The sequence below is a fragment of the Streptomyces sp. CNH189 genome, assembly GCF_000527195.1.
Map to the genome: position 1 here is coordinate 24,919 of NZ_AZUS01000011.1, position 17,788 is coordinate 42,706.

The window sequence follows — 17,788 nt, forward strand, 5'->3', positions numbered from 1 at the left end:
CCTTGCGCGTACTGCTCACCGGACACCAGGGCTATCTGGGCACCGTGATGGCCCCGGTGCTCAGGGCCGCCGGACACGAGGTCGTCGGGCTGGACGCCGGCCTGTTCGCCGACTGCGTGCTGGGGCCGGCGCCCGCGGACCCGCCGGGGACGCGGGTGGACCTGCGGGACGTCACGGCCGACCACGTGGCCGGGGTGGACGCCGTGATCCACCTGGCCGCCCTGTCCAACGACCCGTTGGGGGCGCTGGCGCCGGAACTGACCTACGACATCAACCACCACGCGTCCGTACGGCTGGCCCGGCTGGCCCGCGACGCGGGGGTGCGGCGCTTCCTGTACGCCTCCACCTGCTCGGTCTACGGCGCCGCCGGCGGGGACGAACTGGTCGCCGAGGACGCCCCGCTGCGCCCGGTGACGCCGTACGCCGAGTCCAAGGTGCGGGTGGAGGACGACCTGCACGAGCTGGCCGACAGCGGCTTCAGCCCGGTGTACATGCGCAACGCCACCGCGTTCGGGTACTCGCCCCGGCTGCGCGCCGACATCGTGCTGAACAACCTGGTGGGCCACGCGCTGCTCTCCGGTGAGGTGCTGGTGCTCTCCGACGGCACACCGTGGCGTCCGCTGGTGCACGCCGCGGACATCGCCGGCGCGTTCACGGCCGCTCTGGAGGCGCCGCGGGAGGCGGTGCACGACCGGGCGTTCAACATCGGCAGCGAGACCAACAACGTCACGGTCGCGGAGATCGCGCACCAGGTCGCGGAGGCGGTGGACGGCTCCAAGGTGGTCATCACCGGGGAGACGGGCGCCGACCCGCGCTCCTACCGGGTGGACTTCTCCCGGTTCCGGGCGGCGATCCCCGGCTTCCGGTGCGAGTGGACGGTGAAGCGGGGCGCGCTCGAACTCGCCGACGCCTACCGGACGCACGGGCTGACCCGGGAGGCGTTCGAGCAGCGGTTCACCCGGCTGGCCGTGCTGCGCGCGGCGTCCGACGCGGGCGAGGTCGACGGCACCCTGCGGTGGCGGTCGTGACCACGCCCGGCGAGGAGATGCACGCCCTGGTGCGGCGGCTGTACCCGCTGTGCCGGAGCATCACCGGCGACGGGGTGCGCGCCACCCTGGACGTCGTCGGCGAGTACCTGCCGCTGGAGGTGCACGAGGTGCCCACCGGCACGCAGGTGCTCGACTGGACGGTGCCGCAGGAGTGGAACATCCGGGAGGCGTGGATCGCCGACGCCTCCGGCCGGCGGGTCGTCGACTTCGCCGACTCCAGCCTGCACGTGCTGGGTTACAGCGTGCCGGTGTCGGCGAGGATGCCGCTGTCCGAGCTGCGCCCGCACCTGCACACGCTGCCGGAGCACCCGAAGTGGATTCCGTACCGAACCAGTTACTACAAGCCGGACTGGGGCTTCTGTCTGACGCAGGAGACCCTGGACGCGCTGCCGGACGGCGAGTACGAGGTGCGCGTCGACTCCACCCTCGCCGACGGGCACCTCACCTACGCCGAGCACGTGGTGCCCGGGCAGGTGTCCGACGAGGTGATCGTCTCCAGTCACGTCTGCCACCCGTCGCTGGCCAACGACAACCTGGCCGGCATCGCGGTGGCGGCGTTCCTCGCCCGGTCGCTGGCGGAGCGCACGCCGTACCACACCTACCGGTTCCTGTTCGCGCCCGGCACCATCGGGGCGATCACCTGGCTCGCCCGCAACGCCGAGCGGGTGGAGCGGGTGAAGCACGGGCTGGTGCTGGCCTGCGCCGGCGACCGGGGCGCGCTCACGTACAAGCGGAGCCGGCGCGGGGACGCCGGGATCGACCGGGTGACGCGGCACGTGCTGGAGACCTCCGGACGTCCGCACGCGATACGGGACTTCACGCCGTACGGCTACGACGAGCGGCAGTTCTGCTCGCCGGGCTTCGACCTCGGTGTGGGCTCGCTCAGCAGGACCCCGTACGCCGGATATCCCGAGTACCACACCTCGGCGGACGACCCGGACTTCGTCTCCCCGGAGGCGATGGAGGACACCCTCGCCGTGTGCCGCGAGGTGTTCGGGGTGCTGGACCGCGACCGGCGGTACGTGAACCTCAGCCCGTACGGGGAGCCGCAGTTGGGGCGGCGCGGGCTGTACGAGGCGCTGGGCGGCCGCAGTGACGCGCAGGAGGCCCAGATGGCGATGCTGTGGGTGCTCAGCCTCTCCGACGGGGAGCACGGGCTGCTGGACGTGGCCGAGCGGTCCGGTCTGCCCTTCGACACCGTGGCCGCCGCGGCCGACGCCCTGCACGGGGCCGGACTGGTCAAGGTGTGAGGCGGATGGCCACCGAGGGGGACAAGGCGACGGCGCTGGCGCGGCCGGCCCGCACCGTGACGCGGGCCGTCGCGGGGCGGCTGTCGTGGGGGCTGGCCGACCAGGCGGCCTCCAGCCTGTCCAACTTCGCCGTGGGCGTGTACGTGGCACGCTCGCTGGGACTGACCGCGTTCGGCGTGTTCAGCCTGGCCTGGGTGACCTACGGCGTGGTGCTCAGCGTCTCCCGGGGAGTGGCCACCGACCCGCTCGTGGTGCGCTTCAGCGCCGTGTCCGAGACGTCCTGGCGGCAGGCGGTGGCCCGGTCGACGGGCACCTCGCTGGTGGTCGGCGCCGGCATCGGGACGCTGTGCCTGGCGTTGTGGCCGCTGCTCGGCGGCAGCGTGGGCGCCGCGTTCGCCTGCCTCGGCGTCGTCCTGCCGGGGCTGCTGCTGCAGGACGCCTGGAGGTACTCGTTCTTCGCGGCCGGCGTCGGCCGGAAGGCGTTCGTCAACGACGTGGTGTGGGGCGTGGCGCTGATCCCCGCCATGGTCGTGGCGGCCCAGGCGGGCACCGTGCCCGCGTTCGTGCTCGCCTGGGGCGGGTCGGCGGCGGTGGCGGGGGCGTACGGCTGGCTGCAGTCGGGCATCCGGCCGCGGCCCGCGGGGGCGCGCCCGTGGATCCGCGACCACCGTGACCTCGGCCTCCGGTACCTGGTCGAGAACACGTGCGTGAGCGGAGCGAGCCAACTGCGCGCGTACGGGCTCGGCGCGATCGTCGGCGTCGGCGCGGTCGGTGTCGTCCGGGGCGCCGAACTGCTGCAGGGCCCGTTCACGGCGGTGCTGATGGGGCTGACGCTGGTCACCGTCGCGGAGGCGGCGCGGATGCTGCGGCAGGCCCCGCACCGGCTGGGCCGGTTCTGTCTGCTCCTGGGCGGCGGTCAGGCGGTCGCCGCCCTGCTGTGGGGCGGCGTGCTGCTGCTGATGCCGGACCGGGCGGGCGAGCTCGTCCTCGGCGACGTCTGGCCCGCCGCCAAGGAACTCATCGTGCCGGCCACCCTCAGTGTCGCGGGGGCCGGCGTGGGCACCGGAGCCGCCGCCGGGCTGCGCGCGCTCGGCGCGGCCCGGCTCAGTCTGCGGTGCCAGATCTTCGCCTCCGTCTGCTACGTCGGCCTAGGGATCGGCGGTGCGGCCCTCGGCGGCACCGTCGGCTCGGCCTGGGGCGCCGCCGCCGCGTCGGTGTGCGGTTCGGCCGCGTGGTGGCTGCACCTGAGGATCGCACTGCGCGAGCACCACCGAGATCTCATCCGTGAAGTGAGGACGTCATGACCGCGCAACCCCGGCTGAGCATCGGCCTTCCCGTGTACAACGGCGAGGAGTACCTCGCCGAGTCGCTGGAGGCCCTGCTCGGCCAGACGTACGAGGACTTCGAGTTGGTCATATCCGACAACGCGTCGACCGACGGGACCGAGGAGATCTGCCGGCGCTACGCCAAGCAGGACTCCCGGATCCGGTACATCCGGCTGCCCCGGAACATCGGCGCCGCGCCGAACCACAACCACGTCTTCACCGAGTGCCGCGGCGAGCTGTTCAAGTGGGCCTCGCACGACGACCTGTACGCCCGTGACCTGCTGAGGCGCTGCGTGGAGGCGCTGGACGAGCGGCCGGACGTGATCCTGGCGCACAGCGACCAGGCGGTCATCGACGAGGACGGCAAGGTCAAGGTGCCGTACGCGTACACACTGAACACCTCCTCGCCGCACGCCCCGGAGCGGTTCCGCAGCCTGCTGTTCGAGCCCGGCGGCGACGACTTCTACGGAGTGATGCGCGCCGACGTGCTGCGGCGGGTGAGGCCGCACGACAGCTACCACCACGCGGACCGCACATTCGTCGCCGAGATCACCCTGCACGGCCCCTTCCACCAGGTGCCTGAGCTGCTGTACTTCCGCCGCGACCACCCCACCCGCGCCGAGCGGGCCAACCCCTCCAAGCGCGCCCGCTGCGTCAACCTGGACCCGCGCCGGGCCGGGCCGCTGCACCCGACGCCCCGGCTGCTCGCCGAGTACGTCTGGGGGTTCGCGTCGGCGGTCAAACGGGCGCCGCTGTCCGCCGCCGACCGGCGCGCCTGCTACCGGCATCTGGCCGCGTGGGCGACCAGCCGGGTCCGGCCGGGCGCCGGCGAGCGGGTCGAGGACCGGGCCCCGGTGGACCCGGCCGAGCAGGCGGTCTCCGTCGACGCCCTGGTCGCCGGACGCGAGAGGGGGGACGCGTGACGTCCCCTCGTGTGGGCATCTTCGGCCTGTTCGGATCGGGCAACGTCGGCAACGACGGGTCGCTGGAGGCCGTGCTGGACCACTTGCGTGCCGCGCACCCGGACGCGGTCGTGGACGCCCTGTGCGGCGGACCCGAGACCGTCACGGCGCGGTACGGGATCCCGGCGACCCGGCTGCACTGGTACCGCGGCGAGTACCGCACGGCCTCGCGGCTGAAGGACATCGCGGGCAAGGGCCTGGGCAAGCTCGTGGACGCCTTCCGCATCGCGGCCTGGGTGCGCCGGCACGACGTGGTGGTCGTGCCGGGCACCGGCATCCTGGAGAGCACGCTGCCGCTGAGGCCCTGGGGCCTGCCGTACTCGCTGTTCCTGCTGTGCGGGTGGGGCCGGGTGTTCCGCTCCCGGGTCGCGCTCGTCGCCGTCGGCGCGTCCGGGACCGGCAGCCGGCCGGTGCGGCTATTGACCCGGTGGGCGGCGCGGCTGGCCGCGTACCGGTCGTACCGGGACACCCTGTCCCGCGACGCGATGCGGGCCATGGGCGTGGACACCACGCGCGACGCGGTCCACACGGACCTGGTGTTCGCCCTGCCGACCCCGCCACGGGGCGACCTGTCGGGCCCGCCCGGGCCGGTCTGCGTCGGCGTCATGGACTTCCACGGCAGCAACGACGAGCGGGACCGGGCGGGCGAGCTGAACCGCCGCTACCTGGACGGCATCACGCGGTTCGTCGGCGCGCTGGCCGCGGAGGGCAGGACGGTGCGGCTGCTGACCGGTGACGACGTGGACCGGCCGGTGGCCGAGGCGATCATCGAGGCGGTGGACTCGCCGATGGTCACCGCGGCCGCGACGGCGTCCCTGGGCGATCTGATGAAGGAGATGACGGTCGCCGACGCGGTGGTGGCGACCCGGTACCACAACCTGGTCTGCGCGCTGAAGGTCGGCACCCCGGCGCTCGCCGTGAGCTACGCGGCCAAGAGCGACCGGCTGATGGCGGACATGGGCGTGGGCGCCTACTGCCACTCGGCCCGCGAGATCGACGCCGACCGGCTGCTGGAGCAGTTCCGGGAGCTGGAGCGGAACCGGTCGCGGGTGCGGCGGATCCTCGCCGAACGCGACCGGGTGCTCGTGGGGCGGGTCCGGCAGCAGTTCGCCGCGCTGTCCGCCCTGTTACCCGGGTCCGACCCCGCCCCGGCCCCCGTACGACAGGAGACCCCATGAAGGTGACCGAGGTCCCGGCGATCGCCGGGGCGTTCCTGTTCGAGCCGACGCCGTTCGCCGACGAACGCGGCTTCTTCTGCCGGACGTTCGACGCGGACGTGGTGCGTTCCGCGGGCATCGACCCGGCCGCCTTCGTCCAGGACAGCCTGTCCCGTTCGGTGCGGGGCGTGGTGCGCGGCATGCACCTGCGGTCCGGCGCCGGCGAGGCCAAGCTGGTGCGCTGCTCGTCCGGGCGGGTCTTCGACGTGGTCGTGGACCTGCGGCCCGGCTCACCGACGTACCTGGGCCGGGCCACGTTCGAGCTGTCCGGCGAGACGCAGGCGACCCTGTACGTCCCGGCGGGCTGCGCGCACGGCTTCCAGGCGCTGACGGAGACCGCCGACACCTCGTACCGCATCGACCGGCCGCACGATCCGGACGAGGACGTGACGATCGCCTTCGACGACCCCGAACTGGCCGTCCCCTGGCCGCTGCCCGTCACGGCGACGTCCGAACGCGACCGCAAGGCACCGGGACTGGCCGAGGCCCTGCCGACGCTGGAGGCGCGGCGGGCGGGGGTGAAGCCGGCGTGAGCGGCGAGGAGATGCGGCTGCCCCGGTCGCAGGCGGTCAACGAGCGGCTGCACGCCCTGATCCCCGGCGGCGCGCACACCTACGCCAAGGGCGACGACCAGTACCCGCAGGACCTGGCTCCGGTCATCAGTCACGGGCGGGGCGCCCATGTGTGGGACATCGACGGCAACCGCTACATCGAGTACGGCTCGGGGCTCAGGTCGGTGAGTCTCGGCCACGCCCATCCCCGGGTCCTTGCGGCGGTACGGCGGGAACTCGACCGCGGCAGCAACTTCGTCCGGCCGTCCGTGGTGGAGGCGGAGGCGGCGGAGCGGTTCCTCGCCACGGTGCCGACCGCCGAGATGGTGAAGTTCGCGAAGAACGGCTCGGACGCGACCACGGCGGCGGTGCGTCTCGCGCGCGCCGTCACCGGGCGCGCCCGGGTGGCGCTCTGCGCCGACCATCCGTTCTTCTCCGTCGACGACTGGTTCATCGGCACCACGCCGATGTCCGCGGGCATCCCGGCGGAGACCACCGAGCTGACCGTGACGTTCCCCTACGGCGACCTGGCCGCCACGGAGGAGCTGCTCGACCGGCACCGGGGCGAGATCGCCTGCCTGATCCTGGAACCGGCCGCGCAGACCGAGCCGCCGCCCGGCTACCTCGCCGGGCTGCGCGAGCTGGCCGACCGGCACGGCTGCGTGCTCGTCTTCGACGAGATGATCACCGGTTTCCGCTGGTCGGAGGCGGGCGCCCAGGGCCTGTACGGGGTGGTCCCCGACCTGTCCACGTTCGGCAAGGCGCTGGGCAACGGCTTCGCGGTGTCCGCGCTGGCCGGGCGCCGCGCGCTGATGGAGCGGGGCGGGCCGCGCCACGACGAGGACCGGGTGTTCCTGCTGTCCACCACGCACGGGGCGGAGACGCACGCGCTGGCGGCGGCGATGGCCGTGCAGGCCACCTACACCGAGGAGGGCGTCACCGCGCGGCTGCACGCGCTGGGCGAGCGGCTGGCCGCCGGGGTGCGGGACGCGGCGGCCGCGATGGGCGTGGGCGACCACCTGGTGGTCCGGGGCCGGGCCAGCAACCTGGTCTTCGCCACCCTGGACGAGCGGGGGCGGCCGTCGCAGGAGTACCGGACGCTGTTCCTGCGCCGGATGCTGACGGGCGGGGTGCTGGCGCCGTCGTTCGTGGTGAGCGCCGCGCTCGACGAGGCCGACGTCGACCGCACGGTGGACGTGGTGGGCCAGGCGTGCGCGGTGTACCGGAAGGCGCTGGACGCGGGCGACCCGACGCCGTGGCTGGGGGGACGGCCGGTGCGGCCGGTGTTCCGCCGGCGGGCGTGAGGCGCCAGGACCTGTGAGGTCCCGTCAGCCGGTGCGGTGGCGGAGGGCGTCGGCCGCCCGGTCGACCGCCCACGCCACCACCGGCACCACCGCGAGCGCGGTGCCCCAGCCGCCGACGGTGTCGGTCGGGTAGTGCGCTCCGGTGGCGACCTGCGCCCATCCCATGGCGGCTCCGGCGGCCGAGGCGGCGCCCAGGACGAGCGCCGTTCCGGCCGCGGGCCCGAGGCCGAGCCGGCCCGTCGCGAGCAGCGCGACGGTGAGGGCGAACGCGGTGAGGAAGGCGGTGTGGCCGCTCGGGAAGGCGAGGTTGTCGTCGCCGTTGATGGTGCGGGCGGCCAGCGGCTTCAGCAGTTTCGTCACGCCGACGGCGGCACCGCTGCCGGCGACGAGCAGCACGGCGGCGCGCTGCCACCGCAGCAGCAGGCAGCCCGTCACGCCGGCCGCGAGCAGGAGCAGGGCGCCCGCCGGGTCGCCGAGGAAGTCCGTCGCGGAGGCGATGTGCCACCACGGGGCGCCGACCCCGTACGCCGCCTCGCCGATCCGGGCGTCCGTCCGGCCGGGCCCGGCGTCACCGGCGTAACGCATGCCGAGCGCGAGGACCACCAGCGCGGCGAGCGCGGCCACGGCCGCGAGCCGTCCGCGGAGCGCCGCCGGAACCACCGGCGCCACGATCGCCCTGCCGTCCGTCACCGCCACCGTGCCGCCCACCCCCGTGAAACGTCCCTCGTCAGCCTAACCGACGCCTACATGCGGGGAGTTGACGGGCAAAGTGCCGGTGACGTACCGGCTACCGTGTGGTGCACACCCACGTGATCCAGTTGCCGCCGCCGACGCGGGCGATGGCGTCCCGGGTGGCCTCGCCTTCCGAGGCACCGTCCCCACCGTGGTAGTAGTTCGTGGCAGGGTTGTAGGCGACCGCTCCGCAACTGTTGACAAAGCTGGACAGCACCTTGCAGTCGGTACGGTTGCAGCTGCGCAGCGCCGCCGCCTCGGCCGCGGCGCGGCTGCGGTGGTCCCACGCCCTGCCGTACCCGCCGTCCTGGCTCACCGCGATCGCCCCGTAGTAGTCCGGCGAGGGGGGCGGCGGAGGAGGCGGGGGCGGTTCCGGGACCGTGTCCGGCTCGGGCTCGGACTCCTCCTCGGGGTACTCCTCCGCAGGCGGGTCCTTCTCCGCGTAGTCGTCCTCCGCCGGGTCGTCCTCCTGCGGGTCCTCCTGTGTCAGGTCGTCCTCCGACGAGGTACCGTCACCGAAGCCCGGCACCGAGGGGCTCTCCGCCGCGGTGTGGGAGGAGCCGCCGCCGTTGTCGTCCTGCGCGGCCTCCAGGGCGAACAGGGCCACGACGCCCAGCACGACCGCGACGGCGACACCGGCGCCCTTCCTGCCGCCCTGACCGGAAGCCGGCGGCCTCCCGGCAGGGGGTGGCGGTGGCGGGGCGGCGCCGGAAGGTGTCCGTGTGCCGCCGGGCGGCGGGGCGCCCGCATGGGTCCGTCCGGTCCGCGCGCCGGCCGCGGCGGGCCTGGTGGACGCGGTGCGACTCGCGGCACCGAGCACCGCGGCCCACTGCGCCGGTGCCGGTCTGGCCGCCGGGTTCCGGCCGAGGCCCGCCCGGGCCAGCCGACCCAGCTCGGGGCTGAGCGAGGCCAGGGCGGCGGGAGCGGCGGAGGTCTGGTCGCGCGCGAACATCCGTACGGCGAGGAGGGCGAACTTGTACGCGTCGCTCGCCCGGGTGGCCTTCTGCTCGCCGGCGGGGACCTCCCAGTCGGGGGTCTCGGCCTGCGGCAGGGTGGTCGCACCGTGCAGCCGCACGGCGTCGCAGTCGATGAGGAAGCAGCCAGGACGCCGACCGGTCGTGAACAGCAGGTTCTTGGGGGACAGGTCGCCGATCGACATGCCCATGGCGTGCAGCCGGCCCAGTGTGTCCGCGAGGTCCGCCAGGAGCAGCAGCCGGTCGCGTTCACTGATGACCAGTCCGATGCCGGCCACGTAGGCGTCGTCGTTGAGCAGATACTCCAAGTTCGCCAGGCACCGCCCCGCCGCCGTGTTCCCCTGCAGGCCGCGCAGGTCGAACATGAAGCGGTCCGGCACGGCGCGCATCAGGAATCCGCAGGTGACGCCCTGTCTGCGAACCACAGCGGCGGGCCAGGCCGTACGCTCGCACAGCCAGCGGCCCTGCGCGGCGGTCAGTCCGTCCGTCACCCGCACCAGCGCTTCCAGCGCGGGCACGTCGAGGTGCGGGAGCACGGCCGGCGTGTACTCCTTGTACACGGCGTCCCAGCCGCCGCCGTGCGAGCTGCTGACCTTCTTGTTGGTCACCTCGTGCACGGTGCCCTGCCCGCCCTGGCCGAGCCGGCGGCCAAGGGCGAGCGTCCTGTGGTCGACGACGGGCGGGCCGCCGGGCGTCATGGCGCCCCCGCGCCGGTACGGGGCCAGAGCGCGAGCAGCGTCCGGTCGTCGTCGAAGGTCTCCTTGCCGAAGTCCAGGACATGGGCGAGCCACGGCGGGGACGGCGGTTCGGGCGCGCCGAGGCACCGGGCGAACAGCGCGCCGACCGGCCCGTCGCCGTCGCCCAGCGGGTCACCGAAACCGTCCGTGCCGATCAGCACGGCCTGCCCGGGTGCCGGGCGGACGCCCGCGTACGGCAGCGGGTCGGGCACCCGGGGCAGCGGGTTCACCTCGTTGGAGACGATCGCGCCGTCCCCGCCGGTCTTCGTCTCGAACAGCGCCTGGTACCTGCCGTCCGCGAGATCGAGCAGCCAGGCCCCGGAGTCGCCGATCCGGCCGATGTCCACCGCGCATCCCGCGGCGTCGTGGCGTGCCACGCCGAAGACGAGTGTCGTCGCGTACCGGCCCGTCACCTCGTCCGGTCCGGGCTCCGCGCCGCCCGCGTCCCACCTGGCCAACTCCCCCAGGCGCGCGGCGGCGTGCTGGGCCACGTCGCGCAGGTCCGGCGGACCGGGCCGGGTGGACAGCAGCTCCAGCATGCGCCGTACGGCCGTCCGGCATGCCTCGGCGGCACCCACTTCGGCGTGCGTGGCGCTGGACACGCCGTCGGCGACGGCGAACACCGTGCTGCCCGTGGGCTCGTGCACGGCGGCCCGGGCGGAGTCCTGCCGGGGCCGGCCGTAGTAACGGTGCTTGGCACCCCGGACGGAGGCGAACCGCAGGGTGAGCCCCGGGGTGGACCAGCCGTCGCACTCGGTGTCCGGGCAGTCGTGGGCGAACGGGCCCGTGGGCGGCCGCGCCTCGAACTCCGGGCCGGGCTCCCCCACCGTGGGGCGCCGCCAGCGTGCGGCCTCCTCGACGGCGTGCGGGGCCCCAGGGGCGACGGGCGGGTGCGCGGGCCGCGCGGGGATGCCGGGGACGAAAGGCGGGGTGCCGGCGGGGGCGTCACCCCCGTGGCCGGGGAAACGGTGGCCGGGCCCCGTCATCAGCCGACCTCGTCGATGGCCATGGTGAACTGGTCCGGCCGGTTCACCACGAGCTGTGGGCTGCCGGCGTTCAGCGACTGGCCCGAGGCAACCAGGCTGGCGGTCAGCGCGTGGAAGAACTCGGCGACTGCCTGACCCACATCCGTACCGGACTTGGCGACGAACGCGAACTCCTTGCGCGTCGCCACCTCGACCATGGTGGCGGCCTGGGCGTCGCCTATGCCGCACGCGACGATGTTGGGTGCGGCGGGGGTCTGCGCCTTGTCGGTCAGCATGCCGTGCGGAAGGCGCCAGGCCCCGCCGTCGGTGGGCTGTCCGTCGCTGAGGAAGAACACCACGGGGCGGTGCACCTTGTACCCCTCACCGCGCAGCCGCCGGACGTCGCGGGGTATGCGCGTCAGCAGGTCGTCGAACACCGCCTGGTAGTCGGTCAGGCCGCGGACGGCGACCTCGGGCAGGCTGGTCGCGGACCGCATGTCGGCCATCTCCAGCCGCACCTGAACGTCGTCGGAGAATCCCAGTACGGTCAGCCGCAGTTTCGCGGAGACCATCGGCTCCGCCCGCAGGCCCTCGCACAGCGAGACCAGGCCCCCGGTGAGGTCGTTCCGGTACGGCGCCATGGATCCCGACTCGTCGGCCAGGACGTAGGCCGGCAACAGCACGCCCCTCGGTTCCGCCATGCGCACTCTCCCCCGTTCGTCATCGTCATGCCGTTTCCGTGCATGTCCCCGCAAGTAGACAAGAGTCATGCGAAGGGCGTGGCTCCTTCGCACAATCTCCATCACACGCCGGTGTGCGTGTGGGCGGCCCAAAGCGTGGGCGTGCGTGGGTACTTGGCGCGCAAGGAGCGCACGGCGTGGTGCAGGGCGACGGCCGCGCCGTCGAGGTCGGGCGGGCGGCGGCCGTCCTGGGTGAGGCGGCCGTAGAAGTCGGCAGCGAGCTGCTGGGCGGGCCGGTCGCCGACGGGCCACAGCGTGCCGACGACGTGTGGGTAACCGGCGAGCTGGAAGGCGCCGGAGAGGTGCAGCGCCTCGTCGGTGAGCCGGGTCAGCATGGTGGAGCACGCGGACAGGTAGGCGAGCCCGCCGTCCAGCCGCAGCACGGAGACGTCGGAGACGGTCAGCGGGTCCGTCCGGTGGTCGGGCAGCAGCAGCGTCCCCTGCCAGGGGTCGATCCGGGCGGGCCTGTGGTGGCAGGCGAAGTGGACGATCTGGTGGTTGCGGAGGAGGTCGAGCACGGCCGAGCGGGTCGGTGTGGTCAGCACCGTCGCGCCGGGGACCAGCCGGGACAGCAGGTCGGCCTCGGCGGTGGCGCCCGGGAGGGATCCGGCGCCGGGCGCCTCGGGGACGGAGACGACCGCCGTGCGGACCGCGGGGGCCCTGCCGGCGGTGCGTGGGTGGGCCGCCCGGGCACGGGCGAGGCCGCGAGCTGTGGCGGTGTAGGAGGAGATCACCCGGTCGAGCACGGTACGCGGGGCGTGCCTGTGCGGCGTCCCGTCGGGGTCGAGCAAGTCCCTGTGATGACCGGCGGCGTGCAGCGGCAAGTGGGCCAGGTGCCCGACGGGACACCACCACAGTCGCGGCCAGGGTCCCCCGGCGGCCGGGGGCTCGGTGTGGCCCAGGGCGGCGAGCACCGGTTCGGCGACGGTGTCCCAGAGCCAGGCCAGGACGTCCAACACCTCGTCCTGGGCGACCCTGCGCGCGGAGGGGTCCACCGACGGGTCGACGGACCGGCCGAGGGCGGCCTGCAGCTCCACGACCCGCTCGGCGGCCTCGGCCTCCCGCAGGCCGTGCAGCGGCACCACCGACACCGGGTCCTCGGGATCACCGGTCAGGACGAGCGCGTCGGACCGCCTGGGTGTGGAGTAGACGTAGACGACCGGGCCCCCGGCGGCCGCCGTGGTGAGGGCGGCGGCCCGCGGAGGCCGGAGGAAGTCGCCGAAACCGTCCAGTGCGCGGATCCGCCGCAGCACGTCGTGCCACGCCGCCTGCGTCTCCAGCCGGACGACGGCCAGGGACTCGGGTGTGACGGGCGACTCCTCGCCCGAGGGCCCGGGCAGGTCGAGAGCCTCCTGACGGCTGCGCAACACGACGAATTTGTCGGCCAGTTCCGGGGCGGCCGAGCGAAGCCGGTCGAGATCGGCGCCGACGGCAGCGAGGGGTTCCGCGGTCAGCACGCCCCGGGACTGCTCCAACAGTTCCACGGCCTGCCGCGGGCGCCCGGCCGACATCGCGGCGCCGGCGACCGCCGGTGCCACCGCACCGAGGCCACCGAGCAACTGCCCCCGGTCGCCGCGGTCCAGGGCCCCGCTGCCTAGCCGGGGCAGCAGAGCGACGATCGCCTCGGCCGAGGCCAGTGCCTCCAGGGAGTCGGACCACGCGGCGAGCAGGCGGTGGGCGACGACCCGCAGTTCGGGCTCGGCCGACTCGTCCGCACCCACCGTGCGCGCGGCAGCCAGTGACTCCTCGAGCAGGTGGTGCTCGCCGGTGCGGTCGTACAGCAGGTAGAGCGCGGTGGCGTGCTGGTTGAGGGCGGCCGAACGGTCCGGCGGCTCCGGCCCGACGCGTGCGACGACGTCGGCGGAGTGGGCGACGGCCTCGCGCAGCAGGGTGACGTCCTTGTTCCGCAGGAAGGCGAGCAGCAGCGCGCGGGACAGGAGGGCGGTGCCCCACAGGGAGGCCGATCCGTCGTCCTGTGGGGCGGCGGCCTCCCGGCAGCTCCCGATCGTCTCCGCCGCCAGGTCCGGATCGTCGGCCCAGAGGCTGCGGAGCAGAAGCGCCTCGGCGAGCTGGTGCAGCAGACGGACGCGGTAGGGGTGGTCCCGGGCCAGCGTCCCCAGCCCCTCACGGCATGCCTCGACCGCCTCCAGGATGTCCTCGTGCCGCCCTGCCCGGGCGTAGGACATCCGCAGCGCGGAGCACAGGTTACCGAGGAACATCGCCCGGTGGGGGTGGCCGCGGGGAGCCGCCCTGCAGGCGTCCCGGCCGGCCGCGACCGCCGCCGCGAGCGGTGCGGAGTCGCCCGTCTGCCACGCCAGTGTCTGCAGGACCAGGGCGAGGCTGTTCAGGTGCAGGGCACGGTAGGGGTGACGGGCCGGCGTGGCGGCGACGGCGGCCCGGGCGGTCCGGACGGCGTCGCGCAGCACCACGGCGGGATCGTCGGCGTGGACGAACAACTGGGTCAGTGCGTGGGTGAGGTTGTTGAGCACCGTGCCGCGTTCCGGATGGGTGCCCGGCATGGCCTCGAGAACCGTACGCAGGACGGTGACCGCCTCCTCGGCCGGTTCCCGCAGACCGGAGTTGCGCGCCAGCGAGGCGAGCGCCATGCCCAGGTTCATCTGCCACTTGTACGCGGCGGCCGGGTCGCGGCACTCCGCGACTGCGCTGCGGTGACGGTCTACCGCCTCCCGCGCGTACGCCTGACGTCCGGTGTGCTCGTACGCCCGGATCAGCGCCGCGCCGAGGTGTGACTGCGCGGCGGGCCGGTGCCGGTGGCCCTCGGGCAGCGCGGCGGCGGCCTCGCGGCCGACCGTGATCGCCTCCTGGAGGATGCCGTCCCCGCCCACGACGTCGTGCAGCCGGAACAGGGCGAACACCAGGTTGCCCATCCAGCCGGGGCGTGCCGGGTCATCCGCGGTCGAGGCGGTGACGGCGGCCCGGGCGGCGTCGGCCGCCTCGGCCGCCGCCTCGGGGTCCCCGGTGCGCTGGAAACGGACGAGCAGCGCCCGGCTCAGCCCGTTGCGGAACGTCGCGTCCGGGGCGGCGGCCACCGCCTCCCGCGCGAAGGCGACGGCCTCGGCCGCGGCGGCGTCTGCCTCGTCTCCGGCGGGCAAAGCCTCGGCCAGCGACTGCAGGCACCAGCTGATCCGGTGCAGGCGTCCGGCGCGCGCCGACGTGCCGGTGACGGCCGGAGCGCCACGGGCGGTGGTCACCGCTTCCCGCAGCAGGTCCAGGTCGGGGCCCTGAACGCCCCGCACCTCGAGGATCTCTGCGAGAAGCAGGAGTGCCGCGCCGCGCTGCGGGTGTCCTTCGGGGGCAGCGGCGGCGGCCTGCCGGCCGGCGCTGAGGGCTTCGTCGAGAACCGTGGTGTCGCCGGTACGCCTGAACTGCGCCGCCAGCAGGCCGGCCAGCAGTGCCAGACGCGCGCCGTGGGAGGGCTCGCGGGCGTCGGTGGCGGACACGGCCTGTCCGAGCAGCGCGATCGCCTCCGCGCCCGCGGCGGCGTCGTCGTGCAGTTCGGCCCATCTGCCGCGCAGCATCCCGAGGTGCAGGCGGTACCGGGGCAGTTGCGGATGACCCGGGCGGGTCGCCACGACCGCCCGGCGGCAGACGGTGACCGCTTCCTCCAGTACCGCCATGTCGCCGTCGCGTTCGAACAGCTGGAACAGCGTGAGTCCCAGGTTGCTCACAAACATCGCGTGCTCGGGGTGCCATGTGGCCCGCGCCGCCTCCCGGGCCGCCCCGACGGCTTCGTCCAGGCTCGCTCCGTCCCCTGTCGTCTCGTGGGTCATGCGCAGGGTGCACCCCAGGTTGTTCAGGGCCATCGCGCGGTCGAGCGGGTCGGCCAGTCCCCGCTCGACCGCGAGACGGAGGAAGGCCGTGGCACGGTTCAGCGGAACGGTCCGGTCCCGCTCGTGGGCGAGCGCCAGGAGGACACCCAGCTCGAAGGCCTCCTCCGCGTCCGTGGTCGCCGCCCGCTCGTCGCCGGCGTACGCGGGTGTCAGTTCCTGGGGCACCGCGCCCGGGTCCACGGCGTGCACCCCGGCCAGGAAACGCACCGCCTGGACCAGGTTCTCCTGGCCGTCCGCGTCGCCGGGGCGGAAGCACAGCCAGTGGTACCAGCCCAGGACGGCGGCGCTGTCGGGGTCGGGGGCGGGGCCCGCGGCCGGGGCGAGCAACGTGGCCGCTCGCGCGGCACCGGCCGTCCGCAACGCGCGGTCGTCCCCGGTGTCACGGGCATGTTCGACCCGTCCCCGCAGCTCGGCGAGCAGTTCGTGCCGGTCGGGCATCGCTTTCCTCTCTGTCCGTGTGCGGATGATCGCGCAGCGGTACTCTGACAATCCTGAGGCACGGAACCGCAGTTGACTGCTGAACGGTGCGATCGCGGGACGCCGGAGGTGAGGGCCGTGACGGGTGTGCGGGACCGACTGGGACGGCTGTGCGACCAGCTCACCCGGCACGGCACGATGGCGGCGGAGATCGACGCCGCCGGCGCCGGACCGCAGTTGACAGCACTCCTCGGTCTGTTGTCCACGTCCGGTACCTCCGACGACCGGAACCTCCCCGCACGGCTGGAGGATCTGCTGGACGCCATCGAGGAGGCCTGCGCCCTCCACGGTCTGGCCACGCTGGACGTCCGCGGTCCGGCCGACGCACGCCCCGGGGACGGGCGCCTGCCCCCCGGGTTCGGGTCCGCCGCGGAAGGCGCGGTGGACGCATGGGTGTGCCCCTGGAGCCGCTGCGGCCGGGTGGTGTTCCCGGAGGAGGCGACGACCGCCCCGCCCGCCTGCGCGGTGGGCGGCACTTCCCTGCACGCGTTTCCCCCGCGTTGATGTCCGCGCTGCTGACGGGGATCGGCACCCGGATCGCGGAGCGCTGGCTGCAGACGGTCGTCCTGGCCGGTCTGCTGTGGATCGGGACGGCGGTGGTCGCCCTACGGCTCGGCCACGCGCACCCGTTCGACATCGGACAGTTGTCCGCGTGGCTGGACCACGTGGCGCGGGAACGGGCGGGGCGCAGCGCGTCAGCGGTTCTGCTGGCCGTGGCGGGCGCCCTGCTGGCGGCGGGCGCGGCGGGCTTGGCGGCGGGGGCACTCGGCGGCGCGTTTCAACGGCTGTGGGGTGCGTCGGGGGCCGGGCCGCCGTACTCCTGGATGCTGCGGTGGCGGCTGAGCCGTCGGCGGCGGCTGGACGAGCGGGCGCGGCGCGCCGTCGCGCGGTTCGTCACACATCGGGGACGCGGCAAACGGCTGCTGCTCGCCCACGCCGGCCGTGCGGCCCGGCGGCACGGGACGCGGAAGCCAGAGAGTCCGACCCGGATCGGTGACACCTTCACCAGGGTCGCATCCCGGGTGAAGGGCCGCTACGGGCTCGAACTGGAGTCGGCCTGGCCACGGTTATGGACCCTGCTGCCCGAGGCGCCGCGCGCCGACGTCGCCGCCGCCCGCCAGGCGTACGACGCCGCCGCACGCCTCGCCGGGTGGGCACTGCTGTACATGGCACTGGGGGTGGTGTGGTGGCCCGGCGCGGCCATCGGGGTCGGGGTACTCGCCACGGCCGTGGTCCGGGCCCGGGACGCCGCGGAGCTGCTGGCCACCAGCGTGGAGTCGGCGGTCGACCTGCATCTGACGGATTTGGCGGAGCGCCTGAGCGTGCGGGCCGACGAGGACGCCTCCACGTTCGCACTGGGCCACGCGATCGCCCGCCATCTCGCGGAACGGGACGAGTCCGGGAACACGTAAGGCCGCTTCCATGCGCGGAGGCGCCTGGCGGCAGGAGGGCGGCTACGCGGTGCCGCCGGCGCCGGGTGGCGCGAACAGGCGGTACTCGGACACCGTGGTGAACTCCAGCCGCCCGTGCAGCGGTTCGCCCGCCGGGCTGGCGACGAGGGCCGCGGGGCGCATGCCGCGGTCGTGCCCGGCGCGCACGGCTCCGGGACGATCCGTACGCCCTCCGGTGTGCGCGGTGCCGGGCCGAGCCGGTC

General features: G+C 74.4%; 14 protein-coding genes. 9 read left to right on the plus strand and 5 right to left on the minus strand.

Annotated elements, in window-relative coordinates:
- Window positions 1-2: 2 nt before the first annotated feature.
- The 7 genes from B100_RS0116465 to B100_RS0116495 are packed head-to-tail and all read left to right on the plus strand — an operon-like array spanning window position 3 to window position 7,658.
- Window positions 3-1,028, plus strand: coding sequence for an SDR family oxidoreductase (locus tag B100_RS0116465; protein WP_024885537.1), 1,026 nt, complete (start codon window positions 3-5; stop codon window positions 1,026-1,028).
- On the plus strand, window positions 1,016-2,299 hold the full coding sequence (locus B100_RS0116470; protein ID WP_024885538.1) for a DUF4910 domain-containing protein: 1,284 nt from the start codon (window positions 1,016-1,018) through the stop codon (window positions 2,297-2,299). Before B100_RS0116465 ends, B100_RS0116470 begins: the two co-directional genes overlap by 13 nt.
- A 5-nt stretch (window positions 2,300-2,304) precedes the next feature.
- Window positions 2,305-3,603, plus strand: coding sequence for a membrane protein (locus B100_RS0116475; RefSeq protein ID WP_024885539.1), 1,299 nt, complete (start codon window positions 2,305-2,307; stop codon window positions 3,601-3,603).
- Window positions 3,600-4,547: a glycosyltransferase family 2 protein gene (locus tag B100_RS0116480; protein WP_024885540.1), complete on the plus strand. Its 948-nt coding sequence runs from the start codon at window positions 3,600-3,602 to the stop codon at window positions 4,545-4,547. The genes B100_RS0116475 and B100_RS0116480 overlap by 4 nt, the downstream gene beginning before the upstream one ends.
- An 11-nt stretch (window positions 4,548-4,558) precedes the next feature.
- Window positions 4,559-5,764 (plus strand): polysaccharide pyruvyl transferase family protein, encoded by a 1,206-nt coding sequence (locus tag B100_RS0116485; protein ID WP_024885541.1) that lies wholly within the window; start codon window positions 4,559-4,561, stop codon window positions 5,762-5,764.
- Window positions 5,761-6,336 (plus strand): dTDP-4-dehydrorhamnose 3,5-epimerase, encoded by a 576-nt coding sequence (gene rfbC / locus B100_RS0116490; protein ID WP_024885542.1) that lies wholly within the window; start codon window positions 5,761-5,763, stop codon window positions 6,334-6,336. The genes B100_RS0116485 and rfbC overlap by 4 nt, the downstream gene beginning before the upstream one ends.
- An 11-nt stretch (window positions 6,337-6,347) precedes the next feature.
- Complete coding sequence (locus B100_RS0116495; protein ID WP_037722955.1) at window positions 6,348-7,658, plus strand: glutamate-1-semialdehyde 2,1-aminomutase; 1,311 nt, start codon at window positions 6,348-6,350, stop codon at window positions 7,656-7,658.
- A 24-nt stretch (window positions 7,659-7,682) separates the two neighbouring features.
- On the opposite strand, the gene B100_RS0116500 is transcribed toward B100_RS0116495, so the two are convergent.
- The 5 genes from B100_RS0116500 to B100_RS0116520 form a co-directional block, all read right to left on the minus strand.
- Window positions 7,683-8,366 carry a phosphatase PAP2 family protein gene (locus tag B100_RS0116500; protein WP_024885544.1) on the minus strand — a complete coding sequence of 228 codons (684 nt, stop codon included), beginning with the start codon at window positions 8,364-8,366 and terminating at the stop codon, window positions 7,683-7,685.
- Window positions 8,367-8,445: 79 nt separating this feature from the next.
- Entirely contained in the window at window positions 8,446-10,062 is a 1,617-nt protein-coding gene (locus tag B100_RS34855) for a DUF4189 domain-containing protein (protein ID WP_024885545.1), read from the minus strand.
- Complete coding sequence (locus tag B100_RS0116510; protein ID WP_024885546.1) at window positions 10,059-11,087, minus strand: protein phosphatase 2C domain-containing protein; 1,029 nt, start codon at window positions 11,085-11,087, stop codon at window positions 10,059-10,061. The genes B100_RS34855 and B100_RS0116510 overlap by 4 nt, the downstream gene beginning before the upstream one ends.
- Entirely contained in the window at window positions 11,087-11,767 is a 681-nt protein-coding gene (locus B100_RS0116515) for a hypothetical protein (RefSeq protein ID WP_024885547.1), read from the minus strand. The genes B100_RS0116510 and B100_RS0116515 overlap by 1 nt, the downstream gene beginning before the upstream one ends.
- A gap of 101 nt (window positions 11,768-11,868) precedes the next feature.
- Window positions 11,869-16,095, minus strand: coding sequence for a CHAT domain-containing protein (locus B100_RS0116520; protein WP_024885548.1), 4,227 nt, complete (start codon window positions 16,093-16,095; stop codon window positions 11,869-11,871).
- 117 nt (window positions 16,096-16,212) lie between these two features.
- Between B100_RS0116520 and B100_RS0116525 the strand changes: the two genes are divergently transcribed.
- Both B100_RS0116525 and B100_RS34860 read left to right on the plus strand, forming a co-directional pair.
- Entirely contained in the window at window positions 16,213-16,638 is a 426-nt protein-coding gene (locus B100_RS0116525) for a hypothetical protein (protein ID WP_024885549.1), read from the plus strand.
- The gene (locus B100_RS34860) at window positions 16,638-17,546 is read left to right on the plus strand and encodes a hypothetical protein (protein WP_024885550.1); all 909 of its coding nucleotides are present in this window, start codon (window positions 16,638-16,640) and stop codon (window positions 17,544-17,546) included. Before B100_RS0116525 ends, B100_RS34860 begins: the two co-directional genes overlap by 1 nt.
- Window positions 17,547-17,788: the final 242 nt, after the last annotated feature.